Below are 17,406 nucleotides of genomic sequence, written 5' to 3' on the forward strand. Positions count from 1 at the left end.
TGGTGGGCGGAGGGTGGTCGTATTTGGGCTGTTCGACCGGCCGCTGGGAAGTCGTGCCTTGGAGGTTGTGGCCCCATCTTGGCCGGGGGTTTCACAAGGACACAGAGGTGCCATCCAGCCATTAGTCTGCAGAGGCGGCAGCGTCGTTTTCCTAGCGCAGGCTAGGAAAACGCAGGGACGCGTCAAGTCCTCGTTTTTCGCTGTTCGATCGAGGCAAAAGGAAGTGTGGACACTGTCCACACTTTCCAACCCGAACCGGCCCGTACAGCCAACGGACTGCCCCAGATTCCGCATGTTTCCGCCGCACCACAGTGATTCCAACCCTTGGAATCACGTTCGAGTCCCACCTCGGGCCGGGCAACCCCTCCTCAAGGGGTTGCTTTGAGGGTTGGACATTGCGGGTGGCCAGGTCCTGCGAAATCACCCCAAGACCACAAAAACTGATCCCAGGACCGCAAAGTAAACCTCGAGCCCTTCATCACCGGAGCGACCCCTCGGAAGATCTGGTGGATAAGGGTTTCGGTAACCAGCGCTCACTAGGCCGTATCCGGTCAGTTGAACGTGAGTCCAAGCAACGCGTTTTCGGTGACTTCGGGAAGTCCAGGGTGAATCCAGTATTGATTTGCAGCGAACTGTCGCACGTCGAGGTCGAACGCCAGGACGGTGATCATTTGCTGGATCAGGGTTGATGCTTGCGGGCCCATGTAGTGGGCCCCGAGGAGTTTGCCGGTGTCCTGATCTGCGATGAGTTTGCAGATGCCGGTGGTGTCTTCCATGGCCCAGCCGAAGGCGACGTCCCCGTAGTCCTGGATTTTGACAGCGACGTTGTGGCCTTCTTTGCGGGCTTGGGCCTCGGTCATCCCCACGGTGGCAATCTGCGGGTGGGTGAACACGGCGGCTGGGACATGGTCGTGCGGCATCTTCTGCAGCTTTTCCGGGTTCAACAGGTTGTGCCGGACGGCCCGCATCTCGGCGTTGGCGACGTGTTTGAGCATGTAGGGCGAGGAAACATCGCCAAGGGCCCAAACACCTACAGCGGAGGTTGAGCGGCCATAGTCATCGACCCGGACCCGACCGGCACCGATCGTTTCGATCCCGCCGGAGGGCAGGTCCAACAGGTCTCCGTTGGGGATGCGCCCGGCGGCAACCAGCAGTACCTCCCCGGTGGCGGTGGAGCCGTCGTCGAGCCTGACGCTGATGCCCTCATCCGTTTGATCGGCACCGATAGTGGTCCGGCCGAACCGGATGTCGAAGCGTTCGGCAGCCAGGGCGTTAAAGCGATCATGGAGGTCTTCGTCGAGGTTCCCAAGGAGCGTCGAGCGGGCGATGATCGTAACGTCCGTTCCGAGGGCATCGAAGACATGGGCGAACTCCATGGCGATGTAACCGCCGCCGATGATCACCAGGGATTTGGGCAGCCGCGGCATCCGCATGATGTCCTCGTTGGTGTGGTACCTCACGCCGGAGGCGGCGATGGCCTCCGGGATGAAGGGCCGGGAGCCGGCGGCGACGACGATCTGGTCACCGGAGATGGTTCTCTGGTGGGCACCTTGCCCGGTGCGCAAGGTGCGTTCTCCGACAAAAACGGCGTGTTGATCGTAGACGTCAATGTTCGGGGTGTTTGGTCCGCGCCGATATTCTTCACCGGCAGTTGCGATGGGGTCGACGCGGTTCTCAAAGATGCGGGACACCATGCCCGGCCAGTCGACGGAGTTGACTTCGGCGTCCAGGCCCAGTCTTCCAGCCTCGGCGGTCTGCAGCGCGACGTCGGCGGTGTGTACGTACATTTTGGTCGGGATGCAGCCTGCGTTCAGGCAGGTCCCTCCGAACGAGGCTTTCTCGATGATCGCGATCGATTGGTCCTCGAACCCAGGCCCGGGAATGGAGTTCCCGGATCCTGTGCCGATGATGATCAAGTCGTAGTGCCGGTCCACGGCAGTCTTGCTGGCAGGGCTGTTCACGGGGCTGTCCTCATTCCGGGGTCACCCTAACCCTACTGAACGTGGGCAGCTTGGCTCAGCACGGGACCTGCCGGCGGCGCAGGAGGGCCGTTCGTCGCTTGCATCGCCCACGCGCATTGCCCGGTGCTTGTAGTGCGTACCCCCGAAACGGAAGCATGAAATGAATAGGCCGAGCCCTGTCCGCATCAGTGGTGCCAGCCACGTCAGCGAAGACCTCAGTGGGAGTGCTTGACCGGGCTGATTCGCGCCACAATCGTGGGACACGGCAATTTGGTGAGAACCGCGTGCGCTGTCGAGCCCAGCAAGAGTCGCTTAAAACTTCCCCGTCCACGGCTGCCGACCACCAGCAATTGTGCAGTGGCTCCGGCCGCGAGCAATGCTTCGGCGGCCCGTGTGTGGGTGTCGAGGACCTGGTGCACCACCAAATCCGGATACTTGCCTGTCAAGCCGGCGACGGTCTCGGCCAAGACTACGCGCTCTTCTTCTGTGATGACCTCGAAGTAGTTGGTGCGGGGAACACCGCGGGTAACCCATGGTTCGGGCGTGAGGAAAGCATGGAGAACAGTCAGCTCCTGGCCTTGGCGGTCGGCCTCTTCCGCGGCAAATGCGACAGCTTGGGTGGACTCCTCAGAACCATCCACGCCCACCACAATCCCTTTGCGGTTTGTCATGTCGTGCTCACCGATAACAGCTACGGGGCAACGTGCAATGGCAGCAACCTGTAATGCGCGATCGGTCAGGGAACCGCCGGCCCAACCATGGCCGGAACCTATGACCACCATTGCGGCCTTCTTGGACCTCTTGCGCAAAGCGTAGCCGGCTCCGCCTGAGACGAGGTCAGTGGTGATTTTGACGGTGGGTTCCATCTTGGCGGCCCGGTCCTTTGCCGCAGCAAGAAAGTTGACGCCGGATTCCCGGATCCACTCGTTGTACCCTACGGCGTCGTACACCCACCGATCGTCCACTGCATGGACAAGCAGGACCGGAACTTTCAAGGTGGCTGCTCGATGCATGGCCCACCCCATGGCAGCCTCGCTGCTGGGGGAATCGTTGACGCCGACGACAATTGCTTCATTCATGGCTGGGCCCGTTCTTCGTTCATGGGTTCCCCGGACGCCGGCCGGGCCTTGTTGCCAGTTTGTACCGGTTGCATCGGGGAGGGTTAGGGTCGAAAGTCCTTATTTCGGTTATGGCCCACCTTGTCCCTGATCTTGGTGTCCTGCCCATGGACCGTCACGAAAGAACGTTCCCGGCCGGCCTGAAGTCCCGTCAGCGGCAGGGTCCTTGGGCCCTTGTGGGCAGGGCCGGCAGTCAGCAAGAATTTGGCAGGGCCCCAGTGTGAGCTCTCGACATCGCGGCTCTCAGCCGCCGGACAGGAGAATCATGGATCGCCCAGAAACAGCTGGTCCAGCCATCGGCATTTCCCCCCGAGAGCCAATCCGGGTTTTCATCCTCGACGACCACGAGTTGGTTCGCCGAGGCCTGCAGGAACTTTTGGAAGGCGAAGGTTTCGTGGTTGTGGGCATGTCCGGTTCCGCGGAAGAAGCAACTCGCCGGATTCCCGCACTGCGGCCCGATGTCGCTGTTCTGGACGCACGGTTGCCCGATGGCACTGGAATCGAGGTCTGCCGGGACGTTCGCGCCGTCGACCCTGACGTGAACTGCCTGATATTGACAAGTTACGACGACGAACAGGCTCTCCGCGCTGCTGTTCTCGCCGGAGCCGCAGGCTACATCCTGAAGGAAATCGGGGGCACTGACCTCCTGGGAGCCCTAAGAAAAGCCGCCGGCGGGGAGTCGTTGTTCGACGAAGCCGTCAGGATGGGAATTATTCAGGGCCTCACGGCGAAGAGGGAGGATCCCAGGACGGCATCCCTCACGCACCAAGAGCGCCGGGTCCTTGAATACGTTGGCCAAGGTATGACCAACCGACAAATCGGTGAGGAAATGCTTCTGGCAGAAAAAACGGTCAAGAACTACGTCTCATCCCTGCTGGCAAAACTCGGATTTGAGCGGCGAACCCAGGCGGCGGTGTTCATGGCACAAGCACCTGACCGGGACGCAGGTTCCCACCGTCGAACGATCAGTTGAGCGGGACACTCCATCTCATGGTTGTACCGTTGAAAGGCGTGCTGGTGATGGTACTGGTGCCGTTCATCTCCCTCGCACGCCGGGCTATGTTGGCCAGGCCGTTTCCCGCGGCTGGCTCCACAAACCCGCATCCGTCATCCACGACTTCCAAGCTCAGCCGTCCCTCGGCCACGGATACGAAAACGTTGATGGAATGCGCTCCTGAGTGGCGAACCGAATTACTGAGGCTTTCAGACAGGACAGCCAGCAGGTGTTTGATGATGGCATCGTCCTCTACCGAGTCAACGGGGCCAGCCAGCGTCAGACTCGGCGCGTAGGACAGGGATTGGCCAGCAGTCTGGATGGACTGGAGGATACGGCCGCTCAACGGCTCCCGCTCACGGCTACTGTCCTGCAGTGAATAGATGGTGTTGCGGAGGTCGCGGATGCTTGTGTCCAGCTCTTGGGTCACAGAGTCAATCCTGCTCAAGGCAGACTCGCCGGTGGTGAAACGCCGTAGGCTTTGGAGGCTCAGTCCAGCTGCGAACAGACGTTGTATGACCAGGTCGTGGAGATCCCGTGCGATCCTGTCCCTGTCGGAGAACACCACGACTTGCTCCCGTAGCCGGTGAATCCGCTCCAGGGCCAGCGCGAGCGCAACGTGCGAACCGAAGACGGCCCCCATCTCAACATCGGTCTTTGAAAAATTTCCAATACCGGGATCGCGGGCAAGCACCAAGAGACCGTGGTGGGCTCCTTGGGCACTGAGGTCGATGATCAAAAGCTTGGCTGCGGCTCCTTCGCGCGCTATGCCGAGGAGATCCCGGGAGTCATCAAGGCATACTGGCTTTCCGGTGCTTGCGACTGCCTGGACTACAGGGTGGTCCATATCCAGGGACACGCCAGCGAAATCAAGGCTGTGGGCTCCGGCCGTGCCAGCGACTACGTAGGGCGCATTTGGCGAGGGGACAAGGATCAGGGCCAGATGGCTACCTGACTCCCGGAGGGCCCTCGCCGCGATCAGGTCCAGAGCAGAGTTCTCAGCCTGCCCCGTTTGGTCGCCACCCAGCATCCTCCCTGTAACGTCCATGCAGGCCTCAAGCCAGGACGCCCGACGCCTGGCGTCTTCATACAGCCGGGCGTTCTCGATTGCCACCCCGGCCGCGGCAGCCAGCGCTACAGCCAAGTCCTCGTCTTCCGGAGTGAAGTCCCCGCCGCCTTCCTTTTCGGTCAGGTAGAGGTTGCCGAACACCACGTCCCTTACCCGCACGGGAACTCCGAGGAACGACTTCATGGGCGGGTGGTGCGGAGGGAATCCATAGGCTCGCGGATGGTGGCCGAGGTCGTGGAGCCGCAGGGGTGCCGGCTCGGTGATGAGCAGGCCGAGGACGCCGTGTCCAGTAGGAAGCGGGCCGATGCGTTGGGCGAGGTTTTCGTCTATGCCCACAGTGATGAAATGGCTGAGGGCGTTGTCTTCGCCCAGGACCCCCAGGGCGCCATAGCGGGCCTGAAGCAGTTGGCACGCGGAACTCACTACGCGGTTGAGCACCGCTTCAAGACTCAGGTCCTCGGCTACGGCGACAACTGCTTCGAGTAGACCCCGGGTTCTTTCCTGTGCCTGCAAAAGTTCCCCGGCGCGGCCAACAAAGTCCTTCAGGAGGTCTTCAATCCGGATCCGCGGTACAACGTTGGGCTGCGGCTCAGGTGTTTCTGAGTCGTTCACAAGTTCCTTTCGAAGAATGCTGGAAATCCTGTGAGGGTCCCAAGGGCTCCTTGCTGCCAGACTACTCCGGCGATTCTGAACGGGCTACGGCGCACGGGATGTGTAGGCCTTTGTGCCCTGTTGCCCCGGCGCCACCGGACCTACGGTCTAACCATGACGAACAAACTCACAGTTCCGGAAGCTGAGGTCCTGGACAACAAGCAGTGTTGGGAACTGCTGCGCAGTGTCTCCGTGGGCCGCCTCGCAGTCTGGGCGCAGGACCATCCGGACATTTTTCCCATCAATTACAAAGCAGATCACGGGACGCTGGTCTTCCGCACGGGCGAGGGGAGCAAGCTCCACGCTGCCCTCAGCGATACACCGGTAGCGTTGGAAGCGGATGGCGTAGACCAAAATTCGGGCGTCGCGTGGAGCGTGGTGGTCAAGGGATCAGCAGAGAGCATCAAGCTGACAGAGGATGTAATGGACACCGTTGGCCTGCTGCTATTCCCTTGGCAGGCCGGGCGGAAGGATCACTTCGTCCGTGTTGTTCCTACTTCCTTGTCCGGCCGCCGCTTCAAGGTGACGCCACCGCTGACGTGGTGGAGTCCGCTCGACGACGCCACCCGGGCGGGTGTGGAATGACAACCAAGCCGGGTGCCGCCGTCGAACGCCTCGCTCCGGATGAATGCTGGGACCTGCTGGCACAGACCAACGTTGGCCGCCTGGCCGTCCTGGTGGACGGCCATCCTGACATCTTTCCGGTGAACTATGTGCTGGACGGTGACAGCATTGTGTTCCGAACCGGGGCAGGTACAAAGTTTTGGAGCACATTGACCACGCCTTGCGCTCTGGAAAGCGACGGCTACTGGCCCCTGAGCGGAAAGGCGTGGAGCGTCGTTGTCCGAGGGCAGACGCACCTGGTACTGGACCGGCAGGAAAGAGCCGACGTCGATGCCCTGGGTTTGGATCCCTGGCAACCAGGCAGCAAGGACTGCTACTTGAGGTTGACGCCGGAGACAGTCACTGGGCGGCGGTTCGAGACTAAACGACCGGATCTCTGGGGGACCCCCTTGAACGACGCCCGCCTGGACGAATTCCACTAGCACCCGCCCGGTGTTTGAACCAGGCAAAGACAAGGACGGACTAACACAATGAAGGCACTCGTCTACGGTGGCCCCGGCGAAAAGTCCTGGACAGAGGTTCCGGACCCCGTCATCCTGCATCCCACCGACGCAATCGTGCGCATCGACACCACCACCATTTGCGGCACGGATCTGCACATCCTCAAAGGGGACGTTCCAGCTGTCCAGCCGGGTCGCATCCTCGGGCACGAGGGGGTTGGGACCGTCACCGAGGTTGGAAGTTCGGTCAGTTCACTCAGCCCGGGGGACCGGGTCATCATCTCCTGCATCAAGTCGTGTGGACACTGCGGCAATTGCAGGAAGGGACTGTTTTCCCACTGTCTTGGTGATGAAGGACAGGCTGGAACCGGCTGGATCTTCGGCCACCTCATTGACGGGACACAAGCCGAATTCGTCCGGGTTCCCTATGCGGAAAACTCCCTGCACAAACTGCCCCACGGAGTGAACGACGAGGAAGCCGTCATGCTCTCCGACATATTGCCCACGGCGTTCGAAATCGGAGTCCAGGCCGGACACGTGGCCCCGGGTGACGTGGTGGCCATCGTGGGGGCAGGACCCATTGGCCTGGCGGCCATGGCAACAGCGGGACTCCACGGCGCAGCTACCGTGGTGGCCATTGATCCGGACGAGGGCCGGCTTGCCAAATCCGGCGGCTTCGGAGCCACCCACACGGTCAATCCCAGCAACACCGACTGGATGGCGGAAGTTCTGGCCCTCACTGATGGCGCCGGGGTGGACGTGGCCATGGAAGCTGTCGGAGTACCGGAGACTTTTGACATGGCCCTGCGACTGGTTCGCCCCGGCGGGCATGTAGCCAACATCGGTGTGCACGGAAAACCCGTCCAACTTCCGCTCCAGGACCTGTGGATCCAGAACATCAACATCAGCATGGGGCTGGTCAACACCAACACCACCCCAATGCTGCTTCGCCTGGTGGCCCAACACAAGCTCCCGGCGGACAAGTTCGCTACCCATCATTTCGGGCTGGAACAGATCATGGCTGCCTATGACACGTTCTCGCGTGCAGCGGAAACAGGGGCCCTGAAGGTGGTCCTGAGCCGAAATCCTCATGCCTGATCCGTGGATATGAGACAACGGCTGCTGCACCCGGCCTTGCGTTTTCCTTTAGTGACAGCAACCTTGGTGGTGCTGGCCGCCGTCGCGGTCCTGGCTGCTATCGGCCTCATGCCGGCGGCCCAAGGGGTGGCGAGCATTTTTGCACTTAGTGTTGCCCTCTATCGGGCCGGCACCATGATCAGAGGGCTCCTGCATGGACGCTGGGGGATAGATCTCCTGGCGGTGATGGCCATTTGTTCGACTGTTGCCGTGGGGGAGTACCTGGCATCCATGATCGTGGTGTTGATGCTGACAGGCGGCGAAGCGCTGGAACAATTTGCCCAAGGCCGCGCAACAAGGGAGCTCCGAGCACTCCTGGATCGGTCCCCACGGAACGCTCACCGGGAACGGCCCGGCCTGCCGGTGGAAGATATCTTGGTCGATGCCGTGGTTCCGGGGGACGTGCTCCTGGTCAGGCCGTCAGAGTTGGTCCCGGTGGACGGCAGCTTGCTGTCCGCCGTCGGACTCTTTGACGAGTCAGCGCTAACGGGTGAAAGCCTGCCTGCTGAGCGAACCACGGGCGAACTTCTGCTCAGCGGCTCGATCAACGGAGCCGATGCCGTGCGTATGAAGGCCACGGCCACCGCGGGGGATTCCCAGTACAGCCAAATAGTTGCCTTGGTTCAGGAAGCTGCGGCAAGCCGCGCGCCGACAGTACGGCTCGCCGACAGATACGCGGTGCCGTTCACTCTGGTCGCCTTGGTGCTGGCCGGCGCTGCGTGGTTCTTCAGCCAGGATCCGGGACGGTTCGCTGAGGTTCTGGTGGTAGCCACCCCCTGCCCACTGCTGATAGCTGCACCTGTCGCGTTCCTTGCCGGGACCAGCAGGGCCGCCCATGCCGGCATCATCATCAAAAACGCGGGGACGCTTGAGCAACTCAGCAGAGTCAAAACCGCCGTCTTCGACAAGACCGGGACCCTCACGCAAGGAAATCCTTCCCTGGCCGAAATTCGGGTGGCCCCGGCCTCAAAACTGTCCCAAGACGCCCTGCTGCAGCTGGCCGCCTCCGCCGAGCAGTATTCCACCCACGTCCTGGCTGCTTCAGTCATGGCAGCAGCCCGATCGCGCGGCCTGGCGCTTGTACCGGCAACGAGCGCCAGCGAACATGCAACCAACGGTGTCACGGCCGACTGCGGAGACCACCACGTAGTCGTCGGAAAACCTGCCTATGTCGGTTCCCTCGTGTCCGGCTTCGACAAGATGGCACTGCCCGGAGGCCAACTCGGGATCTACATCGGTGTGGATGGCCGGTTTGCAGGCACCCTGATCATGAGCGATCCATTGCGTCCAAATGCGAAGGATACCCTGACGGAACTTCGGAGGCTCGGGGTCGCGGAGACGATGCTCCTGACCGGTGACGCTGCAACTACAGCCGAACACATCGCTGCGGAGGCGGGCATCAGCAACGTCATTGCCGAATGCCTGCCTGCTGACAAAGTTACTGCCGTAGCAGCCCTTCCGCTCAGGCCTGTAATGATGGTAGGCGACGGCGTCAATGATGCCCCGGTACTGGCAGCGGCCGACGTCGGCATCGCCATGGGTGCCAAAGGCGCCACCGCGGCCAGCGAGTCAGCGGACGTAGTGATTATGGTCGACGACCTATCCAAGGCCGCCGTTGCCGTTGGCATCGGGCAGCGTACCCTTCACATCGCGCGGACCAGCATTTGGACTGGAATACTGCTGAGCCTCGGCCTGATGGTGATGGCTTCGTTAGGCATGATTCCGGCTGTCGCCGGGGCGCTGCTGCAGGAGTTGGTGGATCTTGCCACTATTCTCAATGCCCTCAGGGCTTTGGGTCCCGGACGGATGGTTGTGCCAGTGCGCGCGGCGGATAACCGCGGGGTCAATACCGCTCCGGCTCATCACCGAGTTCAAAGTGGCGGCCATGGACCCGGGTAGGGGTGATCTCCACGTAGGTGTATTTGCGCGTTGGAATCCACGGCTTCAAGGGCAGTTTGTCCGCTTCGTCGATCTCCGACTGTGACTCAATCACCCTGGCAGTGCCCTTAAGGACAACACTCCAGGCTTCGGCGTCGACGATCTCCTCCACTTCGAAGGCAACCTTTTCATTGACGGTCAGCTCAGCGAGCTTTGTCCCCGGATTCGTCCTCAGCAGCAGCCGCTGGTTGTGGGCGATGAAGTTCAGTGGGTAGATGTCAGGCTCGCCCAGGACGCTGACTGCCAAACGACCGTGTTGGTTCCGTTCCAGAACCTTCCATGAGTCGGCTTCGGATAGGACGGTTCCTGGGCGTTCGTCGGTTTCCATGGTCTGTGTCTCCTGGGTGGGATGGCTGCTTGCGAATCGCCGCGTTGCCGTTGGTTTCGATGCTCCCGAGCCTATGACCGCCTCCCCACCACCAACAGAGTCCAAGGTCCCGGGGGAAACGTTGTCATCATGACCTTTGCCTCTGGTCTTGGGGCCCGCTGGGTGGAAGGCCCAGGAGCGCCTCAGCAAAGCCGAAGAGCGCGGGCTTGGGGCGGGACCTTTTGCCCTATCAGCGTGTCGGTTCACGGGTTAGGCTCGCCCCATGGAGAACACATCGATGGATCCAGACACCACAGAGCTCAGCGTCCACGACTGCTGGAAGTACCTTCAATCGGTTTCCATCGGCAGGATCGCCGTTATCAACGGCGAGGTACCGGAGATCTTTCCGGTGAACTACGTGCCGAACTATGGAACTGTTCTCTTCAGAACGGGACCAGGGACGAAGCATGATGCCCTGCGGGAAGGGGCGGTGATTGCGCTGGAAGCCGATGGGTTCAACCGGTACGGAACCGTCGCCTGGAGTGTCGTCCTCAAAGGAAGCCCGGAGTTCGTGACCCATCCTGAAGACATCCGGGAGGCAGTGGAGGCCGGTCTTTCTCCATGGCAGCCTGGCGCCAAGGATGTCCTGGTCAGGGTGACGCCCACGGAGATCACCGGTCGCCGGTTCGTTATCGCACCTCCGACGAAGTGGTGGCCGCCGCTGGATCCGACCGCCACCGACGATCACGACGGCGACACCCACTAGGCAACGCCCGGCACCTTTGGCGTGGGCCGCGTCAGTAAAGTCCGGCGCAGCACATGCTGGATAACGGATCACAGCAGCACGCCCAGACCAGCCCGCCCTTTGTACCCATGACCTGCAATTGCGCCTCTCTTGCAGCAGCCTCTCAGGCTGTGAGGTCCCGGTGCCTGAGTAAATAACCGGCGATTCCTGCCCCGGCCAGGGCAATGCCGGTCATGCTGAGGGCAGCCATGGGATCGAATGCTTCGACGGGCATCGCCGCCGTGTGGCGGAAAGGACTAAGGTCCTGGAGCCAGGTTGGCAGGCGCATAAGTTCGCCGAATTGGCCCAGGACCAGCCCGACAGCCAGGAACCCCCAGCCCACGGCGATGCTCGCCCGCGGGATGACAGAGAAGGCCACGGCCGCAGCAGCGATGAAAACGACGGCGGCCGGAACGTGAGCGAGGGCGGCGCCGATCAGCAATCCAGGCGCTCCACTCGCCGTCCCTGACAGGGCAAGTCCTGCCGTCGTTGCCGTTCCCGCGACTACTGCAACTACGCCGGCAGAAGCCACGGCGATTATCAGGTTCGCGGCGAGCCAACGCGCCGACGAACGCGGGGCCGCCAATAGCAGTTCAGCGCGTCCCTCCGCTTCCTCTGCCCGGAGTCGCAGCACCACCTGGACGCCTGCGGCAGCGGCAAGAACGCCCGCGATGCCCAGCAAGGCGGTGGTGAAAACGTCAATGAGCTCTCCACGGCCGCCGGGAACGAGCCGGAGAATCAGCTCGCGAAGCGACTCATTACCGCCGATGACATGGGTGACTACAGGTCCCAGCCCACCGGCGATGCTGCCAAGCAGAGCCGCGAAGACACACCATCCAAGGATGGTTAAGCGCTGCTGGTGCCACGCCAAGCCAAGAAACGAGGATGACCCGGACGCGAGCCGATCCCGCCCTGTGCGTTCGGCCAGCAGACTTTCGCCCAAATCTCTTCTGCTCCTGAGCGCTGCCACGGCCAAGGCCAGAAGAAGGCCCGCTGTCGTCAATGCCAGCAGAGGTGTGGGATCAGCCACCGTAAAAGGCCGGGAACGTTGCCCCCAGCCGATGGGGGAAAGCCACGAAAACCATCCACTCGTCACTCGGGTCAGATCAGCGGACGGAATGCCTGAGGCGTCACCAATGCCCCGAACGAAGTAGGCTCCGCCCACCAAAGCAGCTGCTGCGCCGTTGGCCGACCGCCCCGAGGGCAATATCTGTGCTACAAGTCCACCGACGGCCACGAAGAACCAGCCAACAGAACCTACGGCCGCTCCAGCGGTGAGAGCACCAATGCCGGGCAAACCTGTGGCGGCAAGCCCCGCCGCCACACAGACTGCCAGAACCAGGTTCGTTGCCCCTCCTAGGATAAGCGTTGCCGTAATAGGTGCCGCCCGGCCTACCGGAGTGGAACTGACTAGTTCCGCCCGCCCAAGTTCTTCATCCGTACGGGTGTGCCGGATAACCAAGAACGTGCTCATCAAACCTGCAAGGACAGCGGTGAAGGCGTAGCCCTGAAAAAACACCATTGCCCCGGCACTGGTCCCGTCAGGAAGTCCCCGCACAAACAGGAACGCCGGGCTCGCACCGGCAACAGTGATGATCGCCCGCCGGGCTGCTTCGTCGCCGAATTCGGTGGAAACGGCACTGGAGATGATGTAACTCAGAAAAGCGATTCCGAGAATCCAAACGGGCAGCAGCACCCGTTCCCTGCGCGCCTGAACCACGAGCAGGGCAAACATGCCGGACATCAACGCACCTGGCTGCTGTAGTGGCTGAGGAAGAGGGACTCCAACGACGGTGGGGACACGGTGAGCCCGCTGAGTCGGGCTGCTGCCGCTGCCCGCAGTACCGGCGCGAGATCGGCCGGGTCAACGTCGAACTCAACCACACCGCCGTCGACTACAAGGTCCCGAACGCCGGGCAGGGACTCAAAGACTGCAGGGTCGGGGCATTCCACTCTGAAATGAGTGAGTTTGAAGTGCCGCAAACCTGCGAGAGTCCCTGATTCCACGGTGCGCCCTGCACGGATGATCGTAACCTTTTCACAGAGCTGTTCAACCTCACTGAGGATGTGGCTCGAAAGCAGCACTGTGGCGCCGTCCGCGGTTACGCGCTGAACCTGCTGACGAAAGACCGACTCCATGACAGGATCCAAACCAGCGCTCGGCTCATCGAGCAGATACAGGCGTGCAGGGCGTGCGAACGCCGCAATCAGGGCCACCTTCTGGCGGTTTCCTTTCGAATACGTCCTGGCCTTGCGGCGCGGATCCAATTCGAAGTTTTCGATCAAGACCCGGCGGAGCGGTTCATTGACGCCCCCGCGCAGGCCTGTCAGCAAATCGATGACCTCACCACCGGAAAGGTTCGGCCACAAGCTCACATCCCCCGGGACATAAGCTATGTCCCGGTGCGCCCGGACAGGGTCCCGCCAGGGATCAAGTCCAAAAACCCGGGCTGTTCCTGCCGTTGGGCGCATCAGTCCTAAGAGGAGGCGGAGGGTTGTTGATTTCCCGGCCCCGTTGGGTCCCAGGAAGCCGTGGACTTCCCCGGGGCCGACCTGCAGATCCAGCCCGTCCAAGGCACGTGTTCTGCCGAAGGTTTTGACAAGCTGTTTGGTCTCGATGACTGGTTCTGATGCTGATGTCATGGTGGATCCCGTCCCTCGGTCCAACGACCCAGGCGGTTGCCGGAGTCGTTCCGCGGGCACGATGCCCAGCGGGCCGACCAGGCTTCCCGGCTCTCCGAATCACAGCCTACGTCCGCCCAATCAGCGGGGGAAGTGGCTGTGGCAACTCTGCCATTGACTTGAGGTTCTTCAACCGATGATGGGTCGTTCTTCGGGAGCCGCCACGTTTTGGGCCTGGTCGAAGGGGCGTATTACTCTCGCTGGCGACGCGGCCCACGCTACCTCCCCTTACGCGGCCTATGGTGCCGGCATGTCGATCGGCGACGGCTACACACTGGCCCAATGCCTGACGGGCGTCGATCTCGCAGACACGGAATCAGTTACCGCAGCGCTTCGGAGTTACGACTCGCGCCGCATCGCACACACGAACTCCCAGGTTCAGCAAGCCTACATTTTGGGCAAGGTGTTCCATCACGCGCCCGCCTTCCTGCGACCTCTTCGGGATTTCGTCCTCGACCACACTTCGATCCTGCAAAGGCAGGTCGGCGAGAAGAGTCCCAGTGAGATCGTCGCACAGCTGAAGGAAATGGGAGAAGGGCTGGTCCGTGCGGCCAGATAGCCTGAGTCAATGAAGCAAGGACATGCTCCCACCGAGCGCGCACCCCAACAGGATCGAAGCAGGCAAAGCTGGGAGCGCGCGCTCCACGTAGGGATGGAACTCTTTGAAGAACATGGCTGGGACGGGTTGACCATCACCGAGGTCTGCCGCCGGGCCAAGATCTCAGCCCCTTCGCTCTACGCGCGCGTCGATGGGAAAGCCGGGCTGTTTCTCGCTGTTCACGAACGTTGGCTGGAGCGCATCGCCCGCACCGAAGGTGAGCTCATTACCCAATTCCTACGAGTCGATGCGTCGCCCTCTGAAGGTGCCGGCGGCGCAGCGCAGGTGGTCATGGGAGTCTTTGAAAGGCACGCAGGCGCCCTGCGGGCCCTCACCGACCGCAGCGCGCGGGACGAGGAGCTTCTCGAGAGAGGTGCCTTGGCCTCCCAGGAATTCGTACGCCGCCTTGCCCAGGTAATTCCGGCCGACTTTACGGTAGGAGCCACAGCTGTTCGCGCGGTGTATGCCGAGTGCCTGCTTCGGCTCATGTACGGAGCCCGGTTCCTCATGGTCGAAGAAGAGAGCATCGAAGTTTTCCACCAGCGCGTCACAGGACTTGCGAGAACCATCGTCGCTGGCCCGGGCCCGGGCCGGGGCTGATGGGGCGACCACAGCGTCCAACAGCTGGGTCCGCGACGTCGTTAATAACGAGGAAGGGGATCGTGATGTCCGCTGGTGAACTCATGCGAGCCACCCCCTGCAGTATGCGTTGAGCCGTCCGGCATCTTCACCGTCGCGTTCACGGACATCGGGATTTCCACGTGGAGCGTGAACTTTCCATGCTCGATGCTCCAGGCGCTGCTGATCCGGCCGTGGACGGTATCGACGGCGGCCCTCGCCCAGGCGATGTCGCCCCCTGGCTGCGGGGCTATGGTTACCGTGCGGTAACCGGCGTGTGCCTCGTCTGGATTCTCCGGAAGGCGTATACCAGCCACATGGGTGTAGAGGAACGATCCCACTGCGCCTTTGCTGTAGTGGTTGAGGGACCCACGGGCACCACTGGTTGTCACTCCATCCCACCATTCCCACATGGTGGTGGCCCCGGCGTCGAGCATCCCCAGCCAGGAGGGTGAGCCGGTGGAAAGCAGGAGCTCGTAGGCAACGTCGGGATAACCGTGGTCGGCGAGCGTTGGCAGCAGGAGGCCTGTGGCGAGGAAGCCGGTGCCCAGCCGGTTTCCGTTGAGGCCGATGAGTTCAACGAGCCTGGCGGCAGCGAGGGGCGCAAGGTGGGGCGGTACGAGACCGAAGGCCAGGGCTCGGACGTAGTGTCCTTGGGACTCTTCGCTCAACAGGCCGGAGTCCTCGAGGTACTCTTCGCGCCAGGCCGCGAGGACTTCGGCGGCCAGCGCGCGGCAATGGTCAGCGGTCGGGAAATCACCGAGTACGCCGGCCGCTTTCGCCAGCAGGTCAGCAGACCGGTAGAGGTAGGCCGTAGCAACGATGCCATGATCCCGCGCGGGGTCCGGATTCGGTGGAGTGTCCGGTTCCAGCCATTCGCCAAAGTGGAAGCCGGTGTCCCACAGGTACTGCTCGTGGGGCAGGGGAGCGGGCCGTAGGGCTGCCCGCTCAGGGTGGCGTCCGCTGGCTGCGGCTCTGGACGCGTAGTCAACCCATGAGCGCATGGCGCCGAAGGCCTCCCGCAGCGCCTGTCGGTCTCCATAGGCACGCCACAAGGACCATGGGACGAAGACGGCTGCGTCACCCCATCCGGCAGAGCCTGCGGCTGAATCTTCGAAGAAGTTGCCGGAGGGTCCGTCGCCGGCCGGATTCGGAACCACAGTGGGCACACGGCCGTCAGGCCCCTGGTCCGCTGACAGATCCCGGAGCCACTTTGCGCTGAATCCCGAGACATCGAACATGAGGGCGGCCGTATCCACAAAGACCTGCCAGTCACCGGTGAAGCCGGACCGTTCCCGTTGCGGGCAGTCAGTGGGCACGTCGCAAGCGTTGCCGCGGAAACTCCAAAGTATGGCGTCGTGCAGGGCATTGAGACGGTTGTTGCTGCATTCGAAGGTGCCGGTGCGCTGGAGATCGGAATGGACCACGACGGCGGTGAGGTCCTCGTGCGCGATGGCGCCCGCGTTGCCTTCAACTTGTACGTAACGGAAGCCGTGGGTCGTGTGCCGCGGTTCAAATACGTCACCTGCGCGGCCGGCTGAGATGATTTCGTCGATTTGGCCGGCGGGCAGGGGAGTTTTGCTGGCGAAGTCGAAGGCCCGGATGTTTTCCAGCGATACCAGGCCTGCGTCGTCCAGTATTTCGCCGTGCTTTAGCGTGATGTGTGTTCCGAAGGGCCCCAGCGCCCGCAGGCGAACCCAGCCGTTGATGTTCTGGCCGAAGTCAACCACGGTGATCCCTGACGCAGGAACAGCCACAGTGACGGGAGCCAGCTCCTCGATGCGCCGCACAGGAGGGGCGATGGGCCGGATGAGCCGCTCCCGGTTGTCGTACAACCCGCCCTGGCGGGGGACCACGGGAACCCAGCCATCCGCCGTCGTAATTTCCTCCGCGGAGCCTAAGAGTCGGAAGTCGGTGGTCTGGCCGTCCATGAGGTCGGCGCGGGTGATGTGGCTTTCCCGCGATTCCCAGTCAGCGCTTGTTGCGGCAAGGGTTCCCCGGGCAGATGTTACGGATGCGAGGAAGGCTGTGGCCGTGCCGAAGCCATCGGCCCGGCGTTCAAATCCATGCCTGCCGCGGAACCAGCCATCCGAGAGTAATGCGGTGATGACGTTCCCGCCACTGACCAGTTGGTGGGTGATATCCCAGGACTGGACCTGCAGCCGCTTGCGGTAGGAGGTGAATCCTGGAGTCAGTTCCTCGTCCCCTGCACGAATACCGTTGACGAACAGCTCGTAAATGCCGTGGGCCGTGGCATGTGCTGTTGTCTCGCCGTCGTCCGGGCTCCACGTGAAGTGGCTGCGCATCCAGTACGCAGGCCGCTTGCCGGGTTCAGCCGGTTGATCTTCTGCTGGAGAGATCCACGTGGCGGCGTTAAGTGCCGCCTGCGGCGACAGGGAAGATCGGTGGTCAGTCAAGGGAACTCCTCTGGGAAAGCCGGCATCGTCACCGCTTTCGCCAATGGTAGAACATAAAAACAACGTGT

General features: G+C 62.2%; 15 protein-coding genes. 8 read left to right on the forward strand and 7 right to left on the reverse strand.

The features are described from left to right. Positions 1-551: 551 nt before the first annotated feature. Entirely contained in the window at positions 552-1,961 is a 1,410-nt protein-coding gene (gene mtr / locus LDN85_RS10320; RefSeq protein WP_223945341.1) for a mycothione reductase, read from the reverse strand. A gap of 215 nt (positions 1,962-2,176) precedes the next feature. Beyond that, complete coding sequence (locus LDN85_RS10325; RefSeq protein WP_223945342.1) at positions 2,177-3,040, reverse strand: universal stress protein; 864 nt, start codon at positions 3,038-3,040, stop codon at positions 2,177-2,179. A 304-nt stretch (positions 3,041-3,344) separates the two neighbouring features. Between LDN85_RS10325 and LDN85_RS10330 the strand changes: the two genes are divergently transcribed. Further along, positions 3,345-4,052, forward strand: coding sequence for a response regulator transcription factor (locus LDN85_RS10330; RefSeq protein WP_223945343.1), 708 nt, complete (start codon positions 3,345-3,347; stop codon positions 4,050-4,052). Here the strand turns inward: LDN85_RS10330 and LDN85_RS10335 are convergent. Further along, positions 4,045-5,754 (reverse strand): GAF domain-containing sensor histidine kinase, encoded by a 1,710-nt coding sequence (locus tag LDN85_RS10335; RefSeq protein WP_223945344.1) that lies wholly within the window; start codon positions 5,752-5,754, stop codon positions 4,045-4,047. The two genes, LDN85_RS10330 and LDN85_RS10335, sit on opposite strands and share 8 nt — an antisense overlap. Before the next feature lie 153 nt (positions 5,755-5,907). Here LDN85_RS10335 and LDN85_RS10340 point away from each other — a divergent pair, with 153 nt between their 5' ends. Genes LDN85_RS10340 through LDN85_RS10355 form a run of 4 tightly spaced genes read left to right on the forward strand, consistent with a single transcriptional unit; the run spans position 5,908 to position 9,893 of the window. Further along, positions 5,908-6,378 (forward strand): pyridoxamine 5'-phosphate oxidase family protein, encoded by a 471-nt coding sequence (locus LDN85_RS10340; RefSeq protein ID WP_223945345.1) that lies wholly within the window; start codon positions 5,908-5,910, stop codon positions 6,376-6,378. Continuing rightward, the gene (locus LDN85_RS10345) at positions 6,375-6,839 is read left to right on the forward strand and encodes a pyridoxamine 5'-phosphate oxidase family protein (protein WP_026540485.1); all 465 of its coding nucleotides are present in this window, start codon (positions 6,375-6,377) and stop codon (positions 6,837-6,839) included. The genes LDN85_RS10340 and LDN85_RS10345 overlap by 4 nt, the downstream gene beginning before the upstream one ends. A 48-nt stretch (positions 6,840-6,887) precedes the next feature. Further along, positions 6,888-7,955, forward strand: coding sequence for a zinc-dependent alcohol dehydrogenase family protein (locus LDN85_RS10350; protein ID WP_223945346.1), 1,068 nt, complete (start codon positions 6,888-6,890; stop codon positions 7,953-7,955). A gap of 9 nt (positions 7,956-7,964) precedes the next feature. Continuing rightward, positions 7,965-9,893, forward strand: a complete 1,929-nt coding sequence (locus LDN85_RS10355) for a heavy metal translocating P-type ATPase (protein ID WP_223945454.1) — start codon at positions 7,965-7,967, stop codon at positions 9,891-9,893. On the opposite strand, the gene LDN85_RS10360 is transcribed toward LDN85_RS10355, so the two are convergent. Further along, positions 9,838-10,260, reverse strand: coding sequence for a pyridoxamine 5'-phosphate oxidase family protein (locus LDN85_RS10360; protein ID WP_026546671.1), 423 nt, complete (start codon positions 10,258-10,260; stop codon positions 9,838-9,840). The genes LDN85_RS10355 and LDN85_RS10360 overlap by 56 nt on opposite strands. A gap of 262 nt (positions 10,261-10,522) precedes the next feature. Between LDN85_RS10360 and LDN85_RS10365 the strand changes: the two genes are divergently transcribed. Next, positions 10,523-11,005, forward strand: a complete 483-nt coding sequence (locus LDN85_RS10365; RefSeq protein ID WP_026546672.1) for a pyridoxamine 5'-phosphate oxidase family protein — start codon at positions 10,523-10,525, stop codon at positions 11,003-11,005. A gap of 142 nt (positions 11,006-11,147) precedes the next feature. Here the strand turns inward: LDN85_RS10365 and LDN85_RS10370 are convergent, their stop codons facing one another. Further along, positions 11,148-12,767, reverse strand: coding sequence for a polyketide antibiotic transporter (locus tag LDN85_RS10370; RefSeq protein ID WP_223945347.1), 1,620 nt, complete (start codon positions 12,765-12,767; stop codon positions 11,148-11,150). Then, the gene (locus tag LDN85_RS10375; protein ID WP_035760651.1) at positions 12,767-13,666 is read right to left on the reverse strand and encodes an ABC transporter ATP-binding protein; all 900 of its coding nucleotides are present in this window, start codon (positions 13,664-13,666) and stop codon (positions 12,767-12,769) included. Before LDN85_RS10375 ends, LDN85_RS10370 begins: the two co-directional genes overlap by 1 nt. Before the next feature lie 178 nt (positions 13,667-13,844). On the opposite strand from LDN85_RS10375, the gene LDN85_RS10380 reads away from it, so the two are divergent. Together LDN85_RS10380 and LDN85_RS10385 are read left to right on the forward strand one after the other, a co-directional pair. Further along, on the forward strand, positions 13,845-14,264 hold the full coding sequence (locus LDN85_RS10380; RefSeq protein WP_223945455.1) for an FAD-dependent monooxygenase: 420 nt from the start codon (positions 13,845-13,847) through the stop codon (positions 14,262-14,264). A gap of 9 nt (positions 14,265-14,273) precedes the next feature. Further along, positions 14,274-14,903, forward strand: coding sequence for a TetR/AcrR family transcriptional regulator (locus LDN85_RS10385; protein ID WP_081733531.1), 630 nt, complete (start codon positions 14,274-14,276; stop codon positions 14,901-14,903). A gap of 41 nt (positions 14,904-14,944) precedes the next feature. Here the strand turns inward: LDN85_RS10385 and LDN85_RS10390 are convergent, their stop codons facing one another. Further along, positions 14,945-17,338 carry a family 78 glycoside hydrolase catalytic domain gene (locus LDN85_RS10390; protein ID WP_223945348.1) on the reverse strand — a complete coding sequence of 798 codons (2,394 nt, stop codon included), beginning with the start codon at positions 17,336-17,338 and terminating at the stop codon, positions 14,945-14,947. Between the last annotated feature and the right edge of the window lie 68 nt (positions 17,339-17,406).

Origin of the sequence: Arthrobacter sp. StoSoilB20 (assembly GCF_019977295.1) — a bacterium.
Taxonomy (GTDB): Bacteria; Actinomycetota; Actinomycetes; order Actinomycetales; family Micrococcaceae; genus Arthrobacter; species Arthrobacter nicotinovorans_A.